18 protein-coding genes are annotated in these 14,945 nt (G+C 61.7%); 6 read left to right on the plus strand and 12 right to left on the minus strand.

All coding sequences use genetic code 11. The features are described 5' to 3' along the window. Positions 1–253 precede the first annotated feature (253 nt). Positions 254–715: a hypothetical protein gene (locus tag V1278_RS16370; protein WP_334381539.1), complete on the plus strand. Its 462-nt coding sequence runs from the start codon at positions 254–256 to the stop codon at positions 713–715. A gap of 97 nt (positions 716–812) precedes the next feature. Here the strand turns inward: V1278_RS16370 and V1278_RS16375 are convergent, their stop codons facing one another. Further along, on the minus strand, positions 813–1,172 hold the full coding sequence (locus V1278_RS16375; protein WP_334363728.1) for a PRC-barrel domain-containing protein: 360 nt from the start codon (positions 1,170–1,172) through the stop codon (positions 813–815). Between the two features lie 436 nt (positions 1,173–1,608). Here V1278_RS16375 and V1278_RS16380 point away from each other — a divergent pair, with 436 nt between their 5' ends. Then, positions 1,609–3,204: an ATP-binding protein gene (locus tag V1278_RS16380; protein WP_334381540.1), complete on the plus strand. Its 1,596-nt coding sequence runs from the start codon at positions 1,609–1,611 to the stop codon at positions 3,202–3,204. A gap of 188 nt (positions 3,205–3,392) precedes the next feature. On the opposite strand, the gene V1278_RS16385 is transcribed toward V1278_RS16380, so the two are convergent. The 9 genes from V1278_RS16385 to flgF all read right to left on the minus strand — a co-directional run bounded on the left by V1278_RS16385 (position 3,393) and on the right by flgF (position 10,822). After that, positions 3,393–4,136: a C13 family peptidase gene (locus V1278_RS16385; RefSeq protein WP_334381541.1), complete on the minus strand. Its 744-nt coding sequence runs from the start codon at positions 4,134–4,136 to the stop codon at positions 3,393–3,395. Positions 4,137–4,156: 20 nt separating this feature from the next. Beyond that, complete coding sequence (locus tag V1278_RS16390; protein ID WP_334363725.1) at positions 4,157–4,513, minus strand: Mth938-like domain-containing protein; 357 nt, start codon at positions 4,511–4,513, stop codon at positions 4,157–4,159. 68 nt (positions 4,514–4,581) lie between these two features. After that, positions 4,582–5,682: an AmmeMemoRadiSam system radical SAM enzyme gene (gene amrS, locus V1278_RS16395; protein ID WP_334363723.1), complete on the minus strand. Its 1,101-nt coding sequence runs from the start codon at positions 5,680–5,682 to the stop codon at positions 4,582–4,584. A 727-nt stretch (positions 5,683–6,409) separates the two neighbouring features. Continuing rightward, positions 6,410–6,673 carry a GlsB/YeaQ/YmgE family stress response membrane protein gene (locus tag V1278_RS16400; protein ID WP_334368958.1) on the minus strand — a complete coding sequence of 88 codons (264 nt, stop codon included), beginning with the start codon at positions 6,671–6,673 and terminating at the stop codon, positions 6,410–6,412. Positions 6,674–6,716: 43 nt separating this feature from the next. Continuing rightward, entirely contained in the window at positions 6,717–7,169 is a 453-nt protein-coding gene (locus V1278_RS16405; RefSeq protein ID WP_334381542.1) for a YidB family protein, read from the minus strand. Between the two features lie 230 nt (positions 7,170–7,399). Next, positions 7,400–8,152 carry a flagellar basal body L-ring protein FlgH gene (gene flgH, locus V1278_RS16410; protein WP_334381543.1) on the minus strand — a complete coding sequence of 251 codons (753 nt, stop codon included), beginning with the start codon at positions 8,150–8,152 and terminating at the stop codon, positions 7,400–7,402. A 5-nt stretch (positions 8,153–8,157) separates the two neighbouring features. Next, complete coding sequence (gene flgA, locus V1278_RS16415; RefSeq protein ID WP_334381544.1) at positions 8,158–9,240, minus strand: flagellar basal body P-ring formation chaperone FlgA; 1,083 nt, start codon at positions 9,238–9,240, stop codon at positions 8,158–8,160. A 10-nt stretch (positions 9,241–9,250) separates the two neighbouring features. Continuing rightward, on the minus strand, positions 9,251–10,039 hold the full coding sequence (flgG, locus tag V1278_RS16420; protein ID WP_065749261.1) for a flagellar basal-body rod protein FlgG: 789 nt from the start codon (positions 10,037–10,039) through the stop codon (positions 9,251–9,253). Between the two features lie 18 nt (positions 10,040–10,057). Next, complete coding sequence (gene flgF, locus V1278_RS16425; protein WP_028348634.1) at positions 10,058–10,822, minus strand: flagellar basal-body rod protein FlgF; 765 nt, start codon at positions 10,820–10,822, stop codon at positions 10,058–10,060. Between the two features lie 388 nt (positions 10,823–11,210). Here flgF and fliL point away from each other — a divergent pair, with 388 nt between their 5' ends. The 4 genes from fliL to V1278_RS16445 are packed head-to-tail and all read left to right on the plus strand — an operon-like array spanning position 11,211 to position 14,139. Beyond that, positions 11,211–11,702, plus strand: a complete 492-nt coding sequence (fliL, locus tag V1278_RS16430; protein WP_334363717.1) for a flagellar basal body-associated protein FliL — start codon at positions 11,211–11,213, stop codon at positions 11,700–11,702. 18 nt (positions 11,703–11,720) lie between these two features. After that, positions 11,721–12,923: a flagellar motor switch protein FliM gene (fliM, locus tag V1278_RS16435; RefSeq protein ID WP_028348636.1), complete on the plus strand. Its 1,203-nt coding sequence runs from the start codon at positions 11,721–11,723 to the stop codon at positions 12,921–12,923. Beyond that, the gene (locus V1278_RS16440) at positions 12,920–13,357 is read left to right on the plus strand and encodes a DUF6468 domain-containing protein (RefSeq protein ID WP_028348637.1); all 438 of its coding nucleotides are present in this window, start codon (positions 12,920–12,922) and stop codon (positions 13,355–13,357) included. The genes fliM and V1278_RS16440 overlap by 4 nt, the downstream gene beginning before the upstream one ends. Next, positions 13,354–14,139, plus strand: coding sequence for a MotE family protein (locus tag V1278_RS16445; protein ID WP_334381545.1), 786 nt, complete (start codon positions 13,354–13,356; stop codon positions 14,137–14,139). Before V1278_RS16440 ends, V1278_RS16445 begins: the two co-directional genes overlap by 4 nt. Before the next feature lie 40 nt (positions 14,140–14,179). Here the strand turns inward: V1278_RS16445 and V1278_RS16450 are convergent, their stop codons facing one another. Both V1278_RS16450 and V1278_RS16455 read right to left on the minus strand, forming a co-directional pair. After that, positions 14,180–14,623 carry a hypothetical protein gene (locus tag V1278_RS16450; protein WP_442893648.1) on the minus strand — a complete coding sequence of 148 codons (444 nt, stop codon included), beginning with the start codon at positions 14,621–14,623 and terminating at the stop codon, positions 14,180–14,182. 5 nt (positions 14,624–14,628) lie between these two features. Continuing rightward, positions 14,629–14,850: a hypothetical protein gene (locus V1278_RS16455; protein WP_028348639.1), complete on the minus strand. Its 222-nt coding sequence runs from the start codon at positions 14,848–14,850 to the stop codon at positions 14,629–14,631. Between the last annotated feature and the right edge of the window lie 95 nt (positions 14,851–14,945).

Consider the following 14,945-nt stretch of genomic DNA (forward strand, 5'->3'; position numbering starts at 1 on the left):
ATCATCGCAGGGTGTGCCGATCACCGGCGCTGCCCTGCGCAATGAGTCTAGCCGGCTTATATCGTGCTTTCCCCGGCCGTCTCCCCGGCCATGGATCCATTGCCATCGTCGCTGGCGAATTAATTAATGGTTAATCAAAACTTTGCCGGGCTCGAAGAACCTTCGCCGCTCGTCCGCGCGGTTGCTCGCTCCGTTGATGTCGCCCTGCGACAAACTTGCGCACCCCGAGGTGCTGCTACCGGGCGGAGCCGCCATGAAGAACGGCGCAATCGGCACCACGACCAGCAACTCCAGGCCCTCATCCAAGAACGCCGGTACGCAGGGCGCGGGGACCGCAGGCGCCGTGGACAAGAAGGGCGATGCTACTTTCTCCCGCGGGAACCATGAAGAAGTAACGTTCGGGCGGGGAACGATTCCTGGTCGGGAAAATTATGCAATCGTGTTTTTGGACACGAGGCAACCCTTCAGGCTCTGGCGCAATCTTCCCCCGAGAGGCGCCGGGGCCTGCTTTTTGGCTGACCAGTGGCCGATTCCAGGCCGGGCGCTGTTTGATCGAGTTGTTTGGCAAGCCGTATCGTTGTCACAGGCTGATGACGTACGCGCTCATCGCCAGCAAAACGGCGACGCTGACAGCGATAACGATCAAGAAGAATTTTCCCATTGCTCCGCCTTTCGCAGATCACAACGCAAGGCAGCAGGAATAGTTCTCCGCTGACAGGCGAACGCTGGCTTCTGCGTTCGCGTTCGCCCCTGCCAAGCGAAAGAGGCCCGCCATCAAGGCGGGCCTTTCGGAGGTTAGGGCGTAACCACGATTACATCGCGATCCCGTAGTAGTCGTTGACGGCGCGGGTCCGGGTCGGATCGCTCCAGTTCCAGGCGTTGTCGCTGCCGTAATGCGGCGCGCTCTTGAGCTGCGCTTCCGTCACGCCGGTGACGTAGCCGCCGAGCGAGGTATCGTATTTCAGCGATTGCCAGGGTAGCGGATAGTGGTCGTCGCCGATGCCGAGAAAGCCGCCGAAGGAGAGCACGGCGTAGGACACTCGGCCGCTCTTCTTGTCAATCATGACGCGCTCGATCGAGCCGATCTTATTGCGATCGGCGCCATAGACGGCAGTTCCCTCGACCTTGTCGCTGCCGATCAGGTTGCCGGTTTCGTTTGCCTCCAGTGCCATGGGATTCTCCTCCGGCTAGATGGATGAACGAAAAACGAGGGGCGGGAGGGGACGTTCCGGAGTGCGGCAGCTACCCATCGACGCATCGATGTGGATGCGGCGCGTCCAGCCGCATGTCGGTTTGCCCACGAAATCGGCATCAGTTGGTCTGGCAGACATGTCCGCTAAAGGCCACTGACATCCGAGGCTTGGCCGGCACGCCCAGCGGAGGGCCGTTCCGAAAGCCAATCTGTTGAGCCTCGACGAAACCTCCGCCTGGTTGTTCCCGGGAATGCAACATGCGGGTTTGATGGCTCTCGTGCGGGCGCAGCAACATTCGCCGAGGTAGCGCTGCGCTTGTGCGGGTGGCGAAAAACCTGAATAATTTCCGTCGCTCCGACGGACGGATCGGAGGATTGCGGTTGCATGCTTGCAGCCGCTTGTTGGAGCTATCCACATGTCGACGCTCACCGCGCACGGCGCGTGCTTATTGTGGAAGCCGGAACTGATCTGGCTGAATGTCATTTCCGACGCGATACTCGCCGGCGCCTTCTTTGCCACGGCGTTCGTCCTCGCGTTCTTCGTGTGGCGGCGCCACCATGAGCTGATGTTCCGGGGCGTATTCTTGACATTCGCGATCTTCGTCGCGGTCTGCGGAGTGACCCGCCTGCTGTCGATCTACACCATGTGGGTGCCGGCTTATGAAATCGAGGCCCTGACCAAAGCTTTGCTGGCGCTGATCTCCGTCGTGATCGCGGCAGCACTACTGCTGCTGCTGCCGCGGATCCTGGTGCTGCCCACGCGCATCCAGCTTGCGAGTGCCTATGCGGCACTTGAGGAGGAAGTCAGGCAACGCCGCGAAGCTGAGGCCATGGTCAGGCGCTTTGAGGAGAAAGAGGCGACCGAATCCAAGGTCCGGCAAGCGCAGAGGATGGAAGCCATCGGCCAGCTCACCGGTGGCGTCGCCCACGACTTCAACAACATTCTGACTGTGATCACCGGGACCATCGAGATCCTCAGCGATGCGGTCAAGGATCGTCCACATCTCGCTCAGATCACCAATCTGATTAGCGGAGCCGCAGCTAGGGGAGCTGAGCTGACGAAGCATCTGTTGGCCTTCTCCCGTAGACAGCCGCTGCAGCCGCGCAATACCGACGTCAACGCGTTGGTGATCGATGCAGCGAGTCTGCTACGGCCGACCCTCGGCGAACACATCGAAATTGAATCGATGCTGGCGCACGATTCCGCGCCGGCTCTGATTGATCCCAGTCAGCTCTCGACCGCGATCCTGAATCTCGCCCTAAATGCGCGTGACGCCATGTCTAACGGCGGGAAGCTGACGTTAGAAACCAAGAATGTGGTGCTCGACGAGAACTACGCTCGCGTGAACAGCGAGGTTAGACCGGGCAACTACGTCATGATTGCAGTAAGTGACACGGGGGACGGAATCCCCAGCAGCCTGCTCGAAAAGGTGTTTGAACCATTCTTTACCACCAAGGAGGCCGGGAAGGGATCAGGGCTCGGCCTCAGCATGGTCTATGGCTTCGTTAAACAGTCGAATGGACACATCAAGATCTACAGCGAAGAGGGCCACGGCACGACCGTGAAGCTGTACCTGCCGCAGGCCACGGGTGGTGGCCCGGAGGCACCCGCCGGCGAGACTGGCGGGTATGCGGGCGAACACAGCGATGAGTCTATCTTGATTGTCGAGGACGACCCGCTGGTTCGCGAATACGTCGTGGCGCAGATCACCCGTTTCGGGTTCCACGCGCTCGCGGCCGGCAATGCTGCCGAGGCGCTGGCAATCATCGATGGACCCGAACGCATTGACCTGCTGTTCACTGACGTAATGCTCCCCGGTGGAATGAATGGCCGCCAGCTCGCGACCGAGGGGGTCAAAAGACGCCCAGGGCTCAAAGTGCTTTATACCTCTGGCTATGCGGAGAATGCCCTTGTACATCACGGCCGTCTCGATGCTGGCGTGCTGCTGCTGCCGAAGCCTTACCTCAGCGCCGATCTCGCGCGGATGCTTCTAACCGCGCTGGCATCGTGAGTTCTTCTGTATGAGCAGGCGTTTCCTTCTCAAGGAGTGGCGTAAGGCGCATCCGACACCGGACCAGGCATTAATCGAGAGAATCTCGGCTCGGGGCCAGTGCCAGACATGCGGCGCATTTCGGTCAGTAGATCAATACGGACGAGGTTCTTCGGCAGACAGGCGTCGGCCGCGAAGGCGACCGGCGCTCAAGGACGCGCAATGAGCAACGGGTGCACGTTTTCGCCGCCTGCCATTAGGGGATTCGACGGCTCGAAACGCTCGCGCACTTCTCGCTTTTTGACGAGCGAGCGCGCAACAACAAAGGCGTCCTTCAGGCTCTTAGCCTGCCGGAGTGCTATATTGAAAAAGGCGTTGCCGAAATAGGTCCACTTGGCTTTGTCCCGGCAGCCGAACGATGGATGGTCGGCATCGGCCGCGGTGATTACCAGCGTATCAGGGTTCGCGAGACGAGGGATAAAGACCCCGGAATAGCAGGCCGAGATGACCAGCACCTTGTATCGCATGCCAGTCCGCGCCAGCATGTAGGCGAGATTGGACGGAGTGAGCGTTTGCGTAACCCGCCCCGCTTTGATTGCAAGGCCGGCGCGGGAACCGTGCGAGGTGAGAATCAAAAACAGAATGTCGTTGTCGGCGTCCATCCCTTTGGCCGCCGCTTGCAAGGACATGGCCAGGCCTTCGATCGTTGCACCTCCGCCTTTCTTCGAATTGTATTGCACGTTGATCGGGGCGTTCCCGAAACGGCCCGCTACGACCCGTGCCGCGCCGGTCGCCTCGCTTCTAAACACGCCTTGATCGCCGAAAAGGCCGAAGGACACCACGCTCACCTTGCGAGCATCCTCAACGGCGTGCACGGTCGAAACCGACGTCGCAACGGTCAAAACAAGAGCGATGAGCGGGGCGCCGATCCGGCTGATCCAACGTGGATTCACGGGTTCACCAGGGCATTTCTTCAACAGGTCACGTGAAAGAGGCCGATTCTCTTTGCGCGCGACCGGTTGAACATCCGTATTGCCTCGGGTGTCGGCTTCAACACGACCTCGCAGCCCTTTCTTTCGAAATAAGCTTCAGCTTCCGGCGATAGGTGCACGTTACCCATCTGACCCGAGCCAATCACGACCTGGTCGCACCCCTTCTCGAAGAGAAACTTTGCCTCGTCTTTTGAAAGCACGTGCGAGGTACCATACAGCTTCTTTGATAGCTTCTTTTTCCGCTTCACAACTTCGCCGGAAAGGCGAACGACCACGTCGTGCTCATACGTCCTTCCGTCAATCGTAATCGCGCCAAATATCGTGCTGTCAATCTTCATCGCGACCTCCTAATCAGGCTCCCGCTAACGCGCAGCTGTGAGGCGCCCCGACGCCGGCATCATCTCGCTCAAGAGCGTTCCAGTCTGCCGATCCGAATCGGGACGCGCCGCTGTCCCCAGTTGCCCGGGCGTGCCTCGAACAAGCCGGGGATTGCAGTGGAGCAAATGCCGCAACGGCCGTCGCCGGTGAGTCGCCAAGTGGTGATGTCATACCAATCTCGGCCGATGATCCGCTCACCACAGCCCGGACAGTACGTGCTTTGGCCCCGCTCGTCATGGACATTTCCGGTGTAGACGAACTGCAGCCCGACCTTGCGCGCGATGTCGCGAGCCGTCGTCAGGGTGAGGGCCGGCGTACGGGGCAGATCCAGCATCTTGTAATCAGGGTGGAAGGCCGTGAAATGCAAGGGCACGTCAGGTCCTAGCCTTGTCATCACCCATTCGCTCAGTTTTTTCACCTCCTCCGGGCTGTCATTGTGACCCGGGATCAGCAGCGTTGTGATTTCGAGCCAGACCTTCGTCCTGTGTCTCAGATACTCGAGCGTTTCGAGGACGGCGCCGAGACGCCCGGTGCACAGCCGATTGTAGAACGCCTCGGTGAACGCCTTGAGGTCGACATTGGCGGCGTCCATGAAGGTGTAAAGCTCCTCCCGTGCCGCCGCATCGATGTAGCCCGCTGTAACCGCCACGTTCTTGATCCCGCGCCGGCGCGCCACCCTTGCGACGTCCACGGCATATTCGAGGAAGATGACAGGGTCATTATAGGTGTAGGCGATGGAGCGCGAGCCCGTGGCAATCGCGGCCTCGACAATATCTTCCGGCGAGGCTGTGTCCTGGAGCCGGTCGAACTCTCGCGCTTTGGAGATGTCCCAGTTCTGGCAGAACTTGCAGGTCAGGTTGCACCCGGCGGTACCGAACGACAGCACAGGAGTTCCGGGCAGATAGTGGTTCAGTGGCTTCTTCTCTATTGGATCGACACAGAATCCGGAGGAGCGGCCGTAGGTCGTGAGCACGATCCGGTTATCCTGCCGGCCACGCACGAAGCACAGGCCACGCTGGCCTTCGTTAAGCCTGCAGTAGCGCGGGCAGACATCGCACTGGATGCGCCCGTCTTCGAGCCGGTGCCAGTAGCGGCCAGGAATACCTTCCAAACGCTCGGGATCGGTCATGGAATTCGCCGTGTGGATCGATGGGCAAACCTCAGCTTTTTGCCAACGGGCGTGACGAAGAGTTGCCACGATGTCTAGCCGGCCCGCCTCCGGGCACGAGCGCCCGCGGACGTCGGGTCATTTTACTCCTGATCGGCGGAGACCGTAAGTTCGACAATCTCGGCATGCGACCGTTTCGGCCAGTTCGACGGTGAAAAGGGACAGCATGAGGCCCACCATCGGCACTGCGGGAATCAGGTATCGCCAGCACGTCGAGGGTGTGGGCGCCGGCGGCCGTCGCGATCGAAGCCGTCCACATCACGATCACGATGCCTGCACGTGTCAGGAACCTGGAGCGCCGGCGCCGCACAGCGGACACCGTCCAAAACATGACGGCGATAACGAAGGCGATGGACAATACCCTGTACAGATAGGCGGAGATGCCTGGGAAATCGGACAGGAGGCCGATCCGAACTGGTTCGCCTTGCAGATCGGTCGCCTGAACCGCCCGGCCGTGCCGCGTCATGATGTCGGACGCCCGAGCTAGTGCTCTAGTGATCGACAGGACCCCTCCGCGTCGTCGCTCCAACTTAATCGCCGGTGCGGCACGGCGATGAATCGCGGTCTCCGCCCAATGGAACTCACGGAGACCGCGTTGAATCGTCTCGTGCCTGAGTTCGCTAGGGGACGACGGACCGCTCCGCTGATCCAAACCCAAGCCCGACGATGAAACCATCAGATCTAGTTCTTAAATCGCTCGCCGTTGCCGGCCGGCGAAGAGGCCGTAGACGAAGAGTACAATGATGGCGCCGACTATCGCACCGATCAGGCCCGCGCCTTCTCCGGGGCTGTACCACCCGAGCGCCTGGCCGAGATAGGTCGCCACGAAAGCGCCGACGATGCCCAGTATGGTGGTGAGAATGAAGCCCGAGGGCTCATTGTCTCCGGGCATAATGAATTTCGCAATCACGCCAGCAATGAAGCCAATGATGATCGTCCAAAGTATGCCCATCTCGATGCTCCCTGTTGTTTGCCCCAATGTCACGTCCATTAACTCATGCTGCGGGCAAACGGCCGTCCGGTGTGTACTTGTCGACGGCTGCCGGAAGCTCGCGAGACAATCTCGCCAAGATCTCCTCCTGCGAAAGTCCGGTCTGCTGTTCGAGTTGTGCAAGTACGTCGGACCCGATCGCTTGCTTCAATTCCGGAGGCGAGACATCCTTGTTCGGGCCTTGGTTGATCCAGGATTCAGCCTTCTCGCCCTGGCCGTTTTGCTTGAAACTTTCGAGCAACTCGCCGATCCCGCCGTTGAGCAGGCCGCCAACCCCGGCGCCGCCCAACATGCCGCTCAAATTGCCCAGCAAGCCGCCCAGCGGCTGCTGTCCACCGCCTGTGTTCGGCTGGCCCCCAACGCCCTTGAGAAGTTCTGCCAGTTTGTCGCGGTTCTGATATCCCGCAATGGCGAGCAGCCCGAGCAGAGCAGTCATCGATGGCATTCCGCGGCCCATGATTAGCCTCCATGCAGATGGTTGCTGTCAGGAACGCCGGCGGGTAGGTTCGGTTCCAACACGGGAAGACGATGAGGGGCAGGCGGCTTGCACTGGAGCAAGCTCTAAGATGATGCGGCTCCTTGGATCACAAAACGACCACGGCCTCCGCTAGGGGAGACTGACGGAGGCCGCGTTGATACACTTCATCGCGCCTAGGTTCGCGATGGAGTGTGGGAGCTCGGGAGAAACTAGAACGGCAGCAGCACGTCCATCACCTGTTGCCCGTAACGGGGTTGCTGCACGTCGGTGATCTGGCCGCGGCCGCCATAGGCGATGCGGGCCTGCGCGATCTTGGTGGAATCGATGGTGTTGTCGCTCTGGATGTCTTCGGGGCGGACGATGCCGGCGACGATCAGTTCGCGGATCTCGAAGTTGACGCGGATTTCCTGTTTTCCTTCGACCACGAGATTGCCGTTCGGCAGCACCTGCGTGACCACGGCCGCGACGTTGGTCTGCAACGCTTCCTGGCGGTTGACCGAGCCCTTGCCGTCGCTCGATGACGTCGAGTCCGTGGTCAGGATCTTGCCGGGCAGGATCTTGTTTGCCTGCGTGATCGTGCTTGACCCAATGAAATCGGTGATCCCCGAGTCTTCCTTGGCCGAGCGGCTGCGTTGGGTCTCGTTGGACAGGTTGGCCTTGTCGGTGATGTTGACGGTCACCGTCAGGAGGTCGCCGATACGCGCCGCGCGCTGATCCTTGAAGAAGGCACGCGAGCCATTCCGCCACAGCGAGTTGGCGTTATAGGAGGCCTGCTCCGGCTTCGGCATCGGCATCTGCACCGGCTTGTAGCCGGGCTGCGTGGTCGGGTTTTCGATCTCGGTCAGCTTCGGCTTTTCGCCGATCTGCGACAGACGGTCGATCGAGGAGCAACCGCTCGCGAAGGCGGCCAGCGACAGCATGGCGCCGGAGAGAGCGAGACGGTTGAGACGGGTGACTGACATTTACATTACTCGGCTTTTGGAGCGACTGGCGAACTGACGGTAGCTACGGCGACGGGTGCGGGTGCTTTGCCGAGCGAGGAGGTGGCCTCGCTGGTCTGCGGCAGGCGAGGCGCCGGCGGTGAGATCGAGACCTGCCCACGGCCAGTTACGGTGCCGGACACCGTGCGCTTCGACTGCAGGTTCATGACGGTGACGACGTCACCTTCGGTGCCGCTGTCCAGCGCCTTGCCGCGCATGGTGAGGTAGATTCCGGGCGTCTCGTAGATCAACATGACGTTCTGGTCGCGCTGTACCAAATCGGGCTTGGCGAGATCTGCGGTCCTGATGGCCTGGCCGGCGCGGAGCTGGCGGCGGGCCTGCATGCCCACCGTGCGATCGCGCGCAGCGGCATCAGGGCCGACTTCCGCTTTCGGGCGACGCTCGATCACCACGTCGGACGATTTCAAGACCTCATTGCGCTCGACGTTTCGCGCCAGCACCGCGGCCTCGACGGTCTCGATCGCCGTGCCGGTAAAACGCAGCTTGGCAGCAGCGGCGCCGTTCTCGTTGGCGATCTCAAAGGTGACGTCGAAGCGGCCGTTGCGATTGTCGTAGCGCACGATGGTCGCCTGCAGGCTACCGCTAAAGCCGGCATCCAGCCTGACGTCGCCGGGATCGCGGTCGAAGGTCATCGACAGATTGGCGGCGTCGCCGAGACCATTGCGGCGCTCCAGCGCGCGTGCAACCTGCAGCTCGATGTCCTTGCCTTCGAGCAGGCGGGCCAGACGCGTTACCGAAATTTCCCTGAGGTCGCGGGTGTCGACGCCGATCACATGATGGGCACGGAGCGTGTTGAGCACCTGCGCTACCGGCAGCGAGCCGGTGGTGCCGAGATCCGGGGCGCGATAGATCGCGATCTGCGCGGCGCTGCCGGCGTTGTCGATCACGTCGCCGATCCGCACGAGGTCGCCCGATACCTGCACGTTGGCACGCAGCACGGGCGTGACGATCACGTTGCGGTTCGCGATGCTTTCCCGGGTCTGCGCGACAGCGGCCGTACTCGATGCGGCGATCAGGGCGGCGGCCAGGAGGAGGGCGCGGGCGATCATGACCAGTCCTCTAGCGGAACATGTTTGAGGTGGATTGCAGCATCTGGTCGGCCGCGCTGACGACCTTGGCGTTCATCTCATAGGCGCGCTGGGCGGCGATCAGGTCGGAGATTTCGGTCACCACCTCGACGTTGGCCTGTTCGAGGTTGCCCTGCTGCATGTCGCCAAAGCCGTCAGTGTTGGCGATGCCGTCCTGTGGCGTACCGGAGGCCGGGGTGTCCGTGAACAGATTGTCGCCGATCGGATTGAGGCCGGCCTTGTTGATGAACCGGGTCAGGCCGATCTGGCCGACGAGCGTCGGCGTGGTCGAGCCCGGCAGCATCACCGTGAGCTGACCCTGCGCGTTGATGGTGATCTGCGAGGAATTCTGCGGGATCGTGATCGTCGGCTGCACCGGGTTGCCCTGGGCGGTGACGACGCGGCCTTGCGCGTCCATCATGAACGAGCCGTCGCGGGTATAGGCATAGGTGCCGTCGGGCACCTGGATCTTGAAGAAACCTTCGCCGCGGATCGCGACGTCGAGGTCGTTGCCGGTCGGCGACAGTGTGCCCTGGCCCATCAGCCGCGGCGTGCCGACGGTCTTGACGCCGCCGCCGATGTCGACGCCGACCGGCAGGATGGTGCCCTGGTCGGAAGCCTGCGCGCCGACGCGGCGCACATGGTCATAGATCAGGTCCTGGAATGCCGCGCGCTGCTTCTTGTAGCCGGTGGTGCGCATATTGGCGATGTTGTTGGAGATCACCTGAACGTTGAGTTCCTGTGCCGCCATGCCGGTCGCTGCTGTGTAAAGTGCGCGCATCGATCTATGCCTTAAGTGTTATGCCGGAACGTCGGCGAGTTTCTCGACTGCGGTTCGGTGCAGGTCGTGCTGCTGCTGCAGCATCGCCGAGATCTGCGTGTAGGTGCGCGTGATCTCGATCATGCGGCTCATTTCGTGGACCGAATTGACGTTCGACTTTTCGATGAAGCCCTGGCGCACCCGCGAAGTGGTGTCGGGCTGGGCGGCGACGCCCTGACCCGCCGAGTAGAGGTTGCCGCCTTCCTTGACGAGCTTCTGCGGGTCGGCAAAGGAGACCAGCCGCAGTTTGCCGCGAATGGAGTCGGTGCTGCCGGTGCCCTCAAGAACCGTGATATTGCCGTCGGCGGCGATGTTGATCGCCTTGTCGGTCGGCTGGAACACGATCGGACCGGAGGTCCCCAGCACCGGATCGCCACTCGCGGTCACGAGTTGGCCCTGGTTGTTGATCTGCAGGCCACCGTCACGGGTGTAGCGCTCGCCGGCGGCCGTTTGCACCACCAGAAAGGCGTTGCCGTCGATCGCGACGTCGAGCGGGTTCTTGGTCTGCTCGGAGGGACCGGCCGAGAAATCGTGGAAGGTGGCGCGGTCGTGCACGAAGGACACGCGGCGGTCGGCGCGCACGAAATTGTCTTCATGCGCCGGCGAGCGCAGATATTCCTCGAACAGCGAGCGGTCGGCCTTGAAGCCCGTCGTGTTGATGTTCGCGACATTGTTGGCAACGACATCCAACTGCCGTTCCAGCGTCATCTGCCGCGAAAGTCCGACGAGAAGCATATTCTCCATCGGTGGTTCTCCCCTTGATCGATCCGAAGCAGGCTCTCCCAAGCCCGTAATCCGGATCCGTCGTAAACCTTTGGGCTCTCCCAAGCCGGCGGGTCCACGCCGTTTACTCAGCGAAAGCCGTGCCAAGTCCGGAAGGGTTGATTTTTTAAGGGGTTAGGCATTTTTCTGCGGGCGGAGGGGGCGGCAGAAAGGTCTTGTTGACCATGTTTGCCCGGCAGATTTTTCCCAGTTGGGCGCGAATGGAAAGGTTCCGTTAACCATTATTACCCTAGCGTTGCACGTGTAGAGGGCGCGTGTGCGCTGGCGGCTTTTGTTTCGCGTTGTGGGGGCATCGTTACCCAGGCTGGTGGCAACCGCGTTCGTTTCCGGAATCGAAGCGGGCGGGGCAATGGCTGACAACGAGCAGGCGGAAGGCGTAGACGGCGCAGAAGCCGCATCGTCGAAAAAGGGCAAGCTCAAGCTGATCATTGCGGTCGCCGGATTCGTCGCCATCCTTGGCGCCGGCGCCGGCTGGTTCTTCCTCATGCGCGGCCACGGCGAGGAGAAGCACGCCGAAGCGCCGCCGTTGAAGCCGCCGTCCTTCGTCGAAGTGCCCGATATGATGGTCAACCTGGTCGGCGCCCCGGGCGAGCGGGTGCAATATCTCCGCGTCAAGGTCGTGCTCGAGATCAAGGAAGAGAAGCAGGTCGAGGCGATCAAGCCGAACCTGCCGCGCGTCACCGATCTGTTCCAGACCTACCTGCGCGAATTGCGTCCCTCCGACATCAACGGTTCGGCGGGCCTGTTTCGCCTCAAGGAAGAGCTAACCAAGCGCGTCAACAACGCGGTGGCGCCGCAGCAGGTGAGCGCCGTGCTGTTCAAGGAAATCGTCGTGCAGTGATGGGGCGGATCTAGCATCATGGCCGGCAATCAAGACCAGATGGACCAGGACGCCATTGCCGCGCAATGGGAAGCCTCGCTGGATTCCGAAGATCCCGCGGCGGCTGCGGAAGAGGCTGCCGCCAATGAACTCTCCGAGAGCATGGCGCTGCAGTGGGCGGCCATGGTCGAGGATGGCGGCCGCGAATTCGGCAACAAGAATTCCGGCGAGCGGGTTCTGTCGCAGGAAGAAATCGACAATCTGCTCGGCTTCACCGTCGGCGATGTCAATCTCGACGACCATTCCGGCATTCGCGCCATCATCGATTCCGCGATGGTGTCCTACGAGCGTCTGCCGATGCTCGAAATCGTGTTCGACCGCCTGGTGCGGCTGATGACCACGAGCTTGCGCAACTTCACCTCCGACAACGTCGAAGTCTCGCTTGACCGCATCACCTCGGTCCGCTTCGGCGATTACATGAACTCAATTCCCTTGCCGGCCGTGCTCAGCGTGTTCAAGGCCGAGGAATGGGAGAATTTCGGCCTTGCGACGGTCGATTCCAGCCTGATCTATTCGATTATCGACGTGCTGCTCGGCGGCCGCCGCGGTCAGACCTCGCTGCGCATCGAGGGTCGGCCCTACACCACGATCGAAACCAACCTCGTCAAGCGGCTGGTCGAGGTGGTGCTTTCAGACGCCGAGCAGGCGTTCCGGCCGCTGTCGCCGGTGACGTTCTCGATCGACCGGCTGGAAACCAATCCGCGCTTCGCCGCGATCTCCAGGCCTGCCAACGCCGCGATCCTGGTGCGGCTGCGCATCGACATGGAAGACCGCGGCGGCAACATCGAACTGCTGCTGCCCTATGCGACGATCGAGCCGATCCGCCCGGTTCTGTTGCAGATGTTCATGGGCGAAAAGTTCGGCCGCGATCCGATCTGGGAAGGGCACTTCGCCACCGAAGTGGCGCAGGCCGAGATATCGGTCGATGCCGTGCTGTATGAAGCCGACATTCCGCTCAAGCATTTGATGAAGCTGAAGGTCGGCGACACGCTGCCGCTGGAGATGCGGCCCGATGCGCTGGTGTCGGTCCGCTGCGGAAACGTCACCCTGACCGAAGGGCGGATGGGCCGGGTCGGCGACCGCGTCGCCATCCGCGTCACCAAGCAATTGCGCAAACCGAATACCACCTTCGCGATGTTCGAGAAGGCCGACGAGCAAACCAAGCTGATGGAGGCACAATGAGTCATTTCCTTGGCATTGTAATCGAGAGTCTGGTGGCGGTTTTGCTACTGCTCACGATCGGTTACTGCATGCTGCTCAACAAGCGGCTGAAGCGGCTGAAGGCGGACGAGCATTCGCTGAAAGCCACGATCGCTGAACTGATCACGGCAACCGAAATCGCCGAGCGGGCGATCGGCGGCCTCAAGCACACCGTGCGCGACGTCAACGAGAATCTCGGCAGCCAACTCGCCGCCGCGACCCAGATGGCGGGTCATCTGAAGGGCATGCTTGCCGAAGGCGACGGCGTCATTCGACGGCTGTCCAAGATCGCGATCGCGGCGCGGCCCTCGCAAGAAGCCGAACCCGCGGCACCCAGGGTCTCAACAGCCAAGGCGGTAGCCGCGGCGGCTGAAGCATTCTCCGAACGCCGAAAGGCCAGTGGCCTCGCCGCATGAAATCGTTTCGCGATATCCGTGTCATTCCGGTCGTGCTGGTCGCGATCTTCGGCCTTGCAGTGCTGAAGGTCGCCGGCCTCGTGATCGATGGCGGATACGTGTTCGATTATCAGGTCAGCCAGCCAACCAAGCGCTCCTGGGCGCAGGACAATCTGGGCTACCCCGGTGGCTCGATATCGGATACCGCCGACATCACCGGTTCGGTCAAGAAGGAAGAAAAAAAGGAAGAGGCGCCGAAGCCGGCAGCGCCGGCTACCGAGGCGCCGAAGCCCGACGGCGTCGTGGTGTTTCCCGACCAGAACCCGCAATCGGTGTCGCCGTCGGAGCGCGCCATCCTGGAACGGCTGCAGGCGCGGCGCCAGGAACTGGAGCAGCGCGCGCGTGAAATCGAAATTCGCGAAAGCCTTCTGAAATCAGCCGAGAAGCGCATCGAGGGCCGTGTCGAGGAAATGAAGGCCACCGAGGCACGGATCTCGACAGCGAGCGGGCAAAAGGCCGAACAGGACGCTGCCCGCTTCAAGGGCATCATCACGATGTACGAGGGCATGAAGCCGAAGGACGCCGCCAAGGTGTTCGATCGGCTGGAAATGTCCGTGCTCTACGAAATCGCCTCCCAGATTGCGCCGCGGAAGATGTCGGACATTCTGGGCCTGATGCAGCCGGAAGCGGCCGAACGGCTGACGGTCGAACTGGCCCGCCGCGCCGCCGGCACCGATAAGTCCACGTCCACGGCCGAGCTGCCGAAAATCGAAGGCAAAATCCTGCAGCAAAGGCCGAACTGACGCAGGATGGCTGCCCGGCGAAGGGTACTGACGCGTCCGGTCAGAACCTGCGCGGCCCTGACGAGACAAACGAGCGGTGAGCTACGGCGAGCGCGCCGCGCTCGTTGGTTTCAAGGGCAATTTTCTGCGCCAGCATGACATCGCCAGCGACGAGGTCGCCATCGGGAACAAAGCACCATTTGCAGACATGTTGGCCGGCGCCGTTGATTTCCTCGATGTTCGTCTGCGTCCCATGATGGATCCGGTAGCGCGTCCCGGTGTGGCTCCCGACGACGTCGAAATACCGGAATCGCTCGTAAGAGGCCCGCTGCTTCGGCGATAGCCAATCCTTCAAGAGCGTAAGGGCTCGCGCCTCAGTCTCGAAGCGAAACGATTTGCTGCAGGAGCCGGACCGCGCCACTGCCAGCGAGAGCGCCGACAGCAGCACCGTACCGAGTAGAGCCAGCACAAATGAGCAAATCGCAAGGACGATCTGCTGGGTCACTGCCGTCAGCCGCCAACGAGACGCGGATAAAACAGCGTTTCTTCCGCCGTCGGATCGAAGGAGCGGATAACCCGTTGCTCGCCGGGTCCCGTTCGGACCGCTGCGGTAAATCCTGCGCCGGTCAATTCCATAAAGCGCCGCTCGGCCTTTTCGACCTCCGCGCGGTCATGGACGTCGAAAGTATGCCGGGTGTCGCCAGTACGATCCATCACGATCTGGGTTGCCATTTCACGCACTCCGAATTGGCTGCCTGAGGCAGGTTAGCGACCCGGGAGCGTTGGTTGATCGACTGCCGGCCCCGCTTCCCGGGTCCATTGTTTCC

This window comes from Bradyrhizobium sp. AZCC 1577 (assembly GCF_036924575.1).
In the GTDB taxonomy this organism is placed as follows: domain Bacteria; phylum Pseudomonadota; class Alphaproteobacteria; order Rhizobiales; family Xanthobacteraceae; genus Bradyrhizobium.

Coding starts and splice junctions, on each gene's coding strand:
- V1278_RS16370 (WP_334381539.1), top strand. CDS start 254: ATGAAGAACGGCGCAATCGGCACCACGACCAGCAACTCCAGGCCCTCA.
- V1278_RS16375 (WP_334363728.1), bottom strand. CDS start 1,172: ATGGCACTGGAGGCAAACGAAACCGGCAACCTGATCGGCAGCGACAAG.
- V1278_RS16380 (WP_334381540.1), top strand. CDS start 1,609: ATGTCGACGCTCACCGCGCACGGCGCGTGCTTATTGTGGAAGCCGGAA.
- V1278_RS16390 (WP_334363725.1), bottom strand. CDS start 4,513: ATGAAGATTGACAGCACGATATTTGGCGCGATTACGATTGACGGAAGG.
- amrS (WP_334363723.1), bottom strand. CDS start 5,682: ATGACCGATCCCGAGCGTTTGGAAGGTATTCCTGGCCGCTACTGGCAC.
- V1278_RS16400 (WP_334368958.1), bottom strand. CDS start 6,673: ATGGGCATACTTTGGACGATCATCATTGGCTTCATTGCTGGCGTGATT.
- V1278_RS16405 (WP_334381542.1), bottom strand. CDS start 7,169: ATGGGCCGCGGAATGCCATCGATGACTGCTCTGCTCGGGCTGCTCGCC.
- flgH (WP_334381543.1), bottom strand. CDS start 8,152: ATGTCAGTCACCCGTCTCAACCGTCTCGCTCTCTCCGGCGCCATGCTG.
- flgA (WP_334381544.1), bottom strand. CDS start 9,240: ATGATCGCCCGCGCCCTCCTCCTGGCCGCCGCCCTGATCGCCGCATCG.
- flgG (WP_065749261.1), bottom strand. CDS start 10,039: ATGCGCGCACTTTACACAGCAGCGACCGGCATGGCGGCACAGGAACTC.
- flgF (WP_028348634.1), bottom strand. CDS start 10,822: ATGGAGAATATGCTTCTCGTCGGACTTTCGCGGCAGATGACGCTGGAA.
- fliL (WP_334363717.1), top strand. CDS start 11,211: ATGGCTGACAACGAGCAGGCGGAAGGCGTAGACGGCGCAGAAGCCGCA.
- fliM (WP_028348636.1), top strand. CDS start 11,721: ATGGCCGGCAATCAAGACCAGATGGACCAGGACGCCATTGCCGCGCAA.
- V1278_RS16440 (WP_028348637.1), top strand. CDS start 12,920: ATGAGTCATTTCCTTGGCATTGTAATCGAGAGTCTGGTGGCGGTTTTG.
- V1278_RS16445 (WP_334381545.1), top strand. CDS start 13,354: ATGAAATCGTTTCGCGATATCCGTGTCATTCCGGTCGTGCTGGTCGCG.
- V1278_RS16455 (WP_028348639.1), bottom strand. CDS start 14,850: ATGGCAACCCAGATCGTGATGGATCGTACTGGCGACACCCGGCATACT.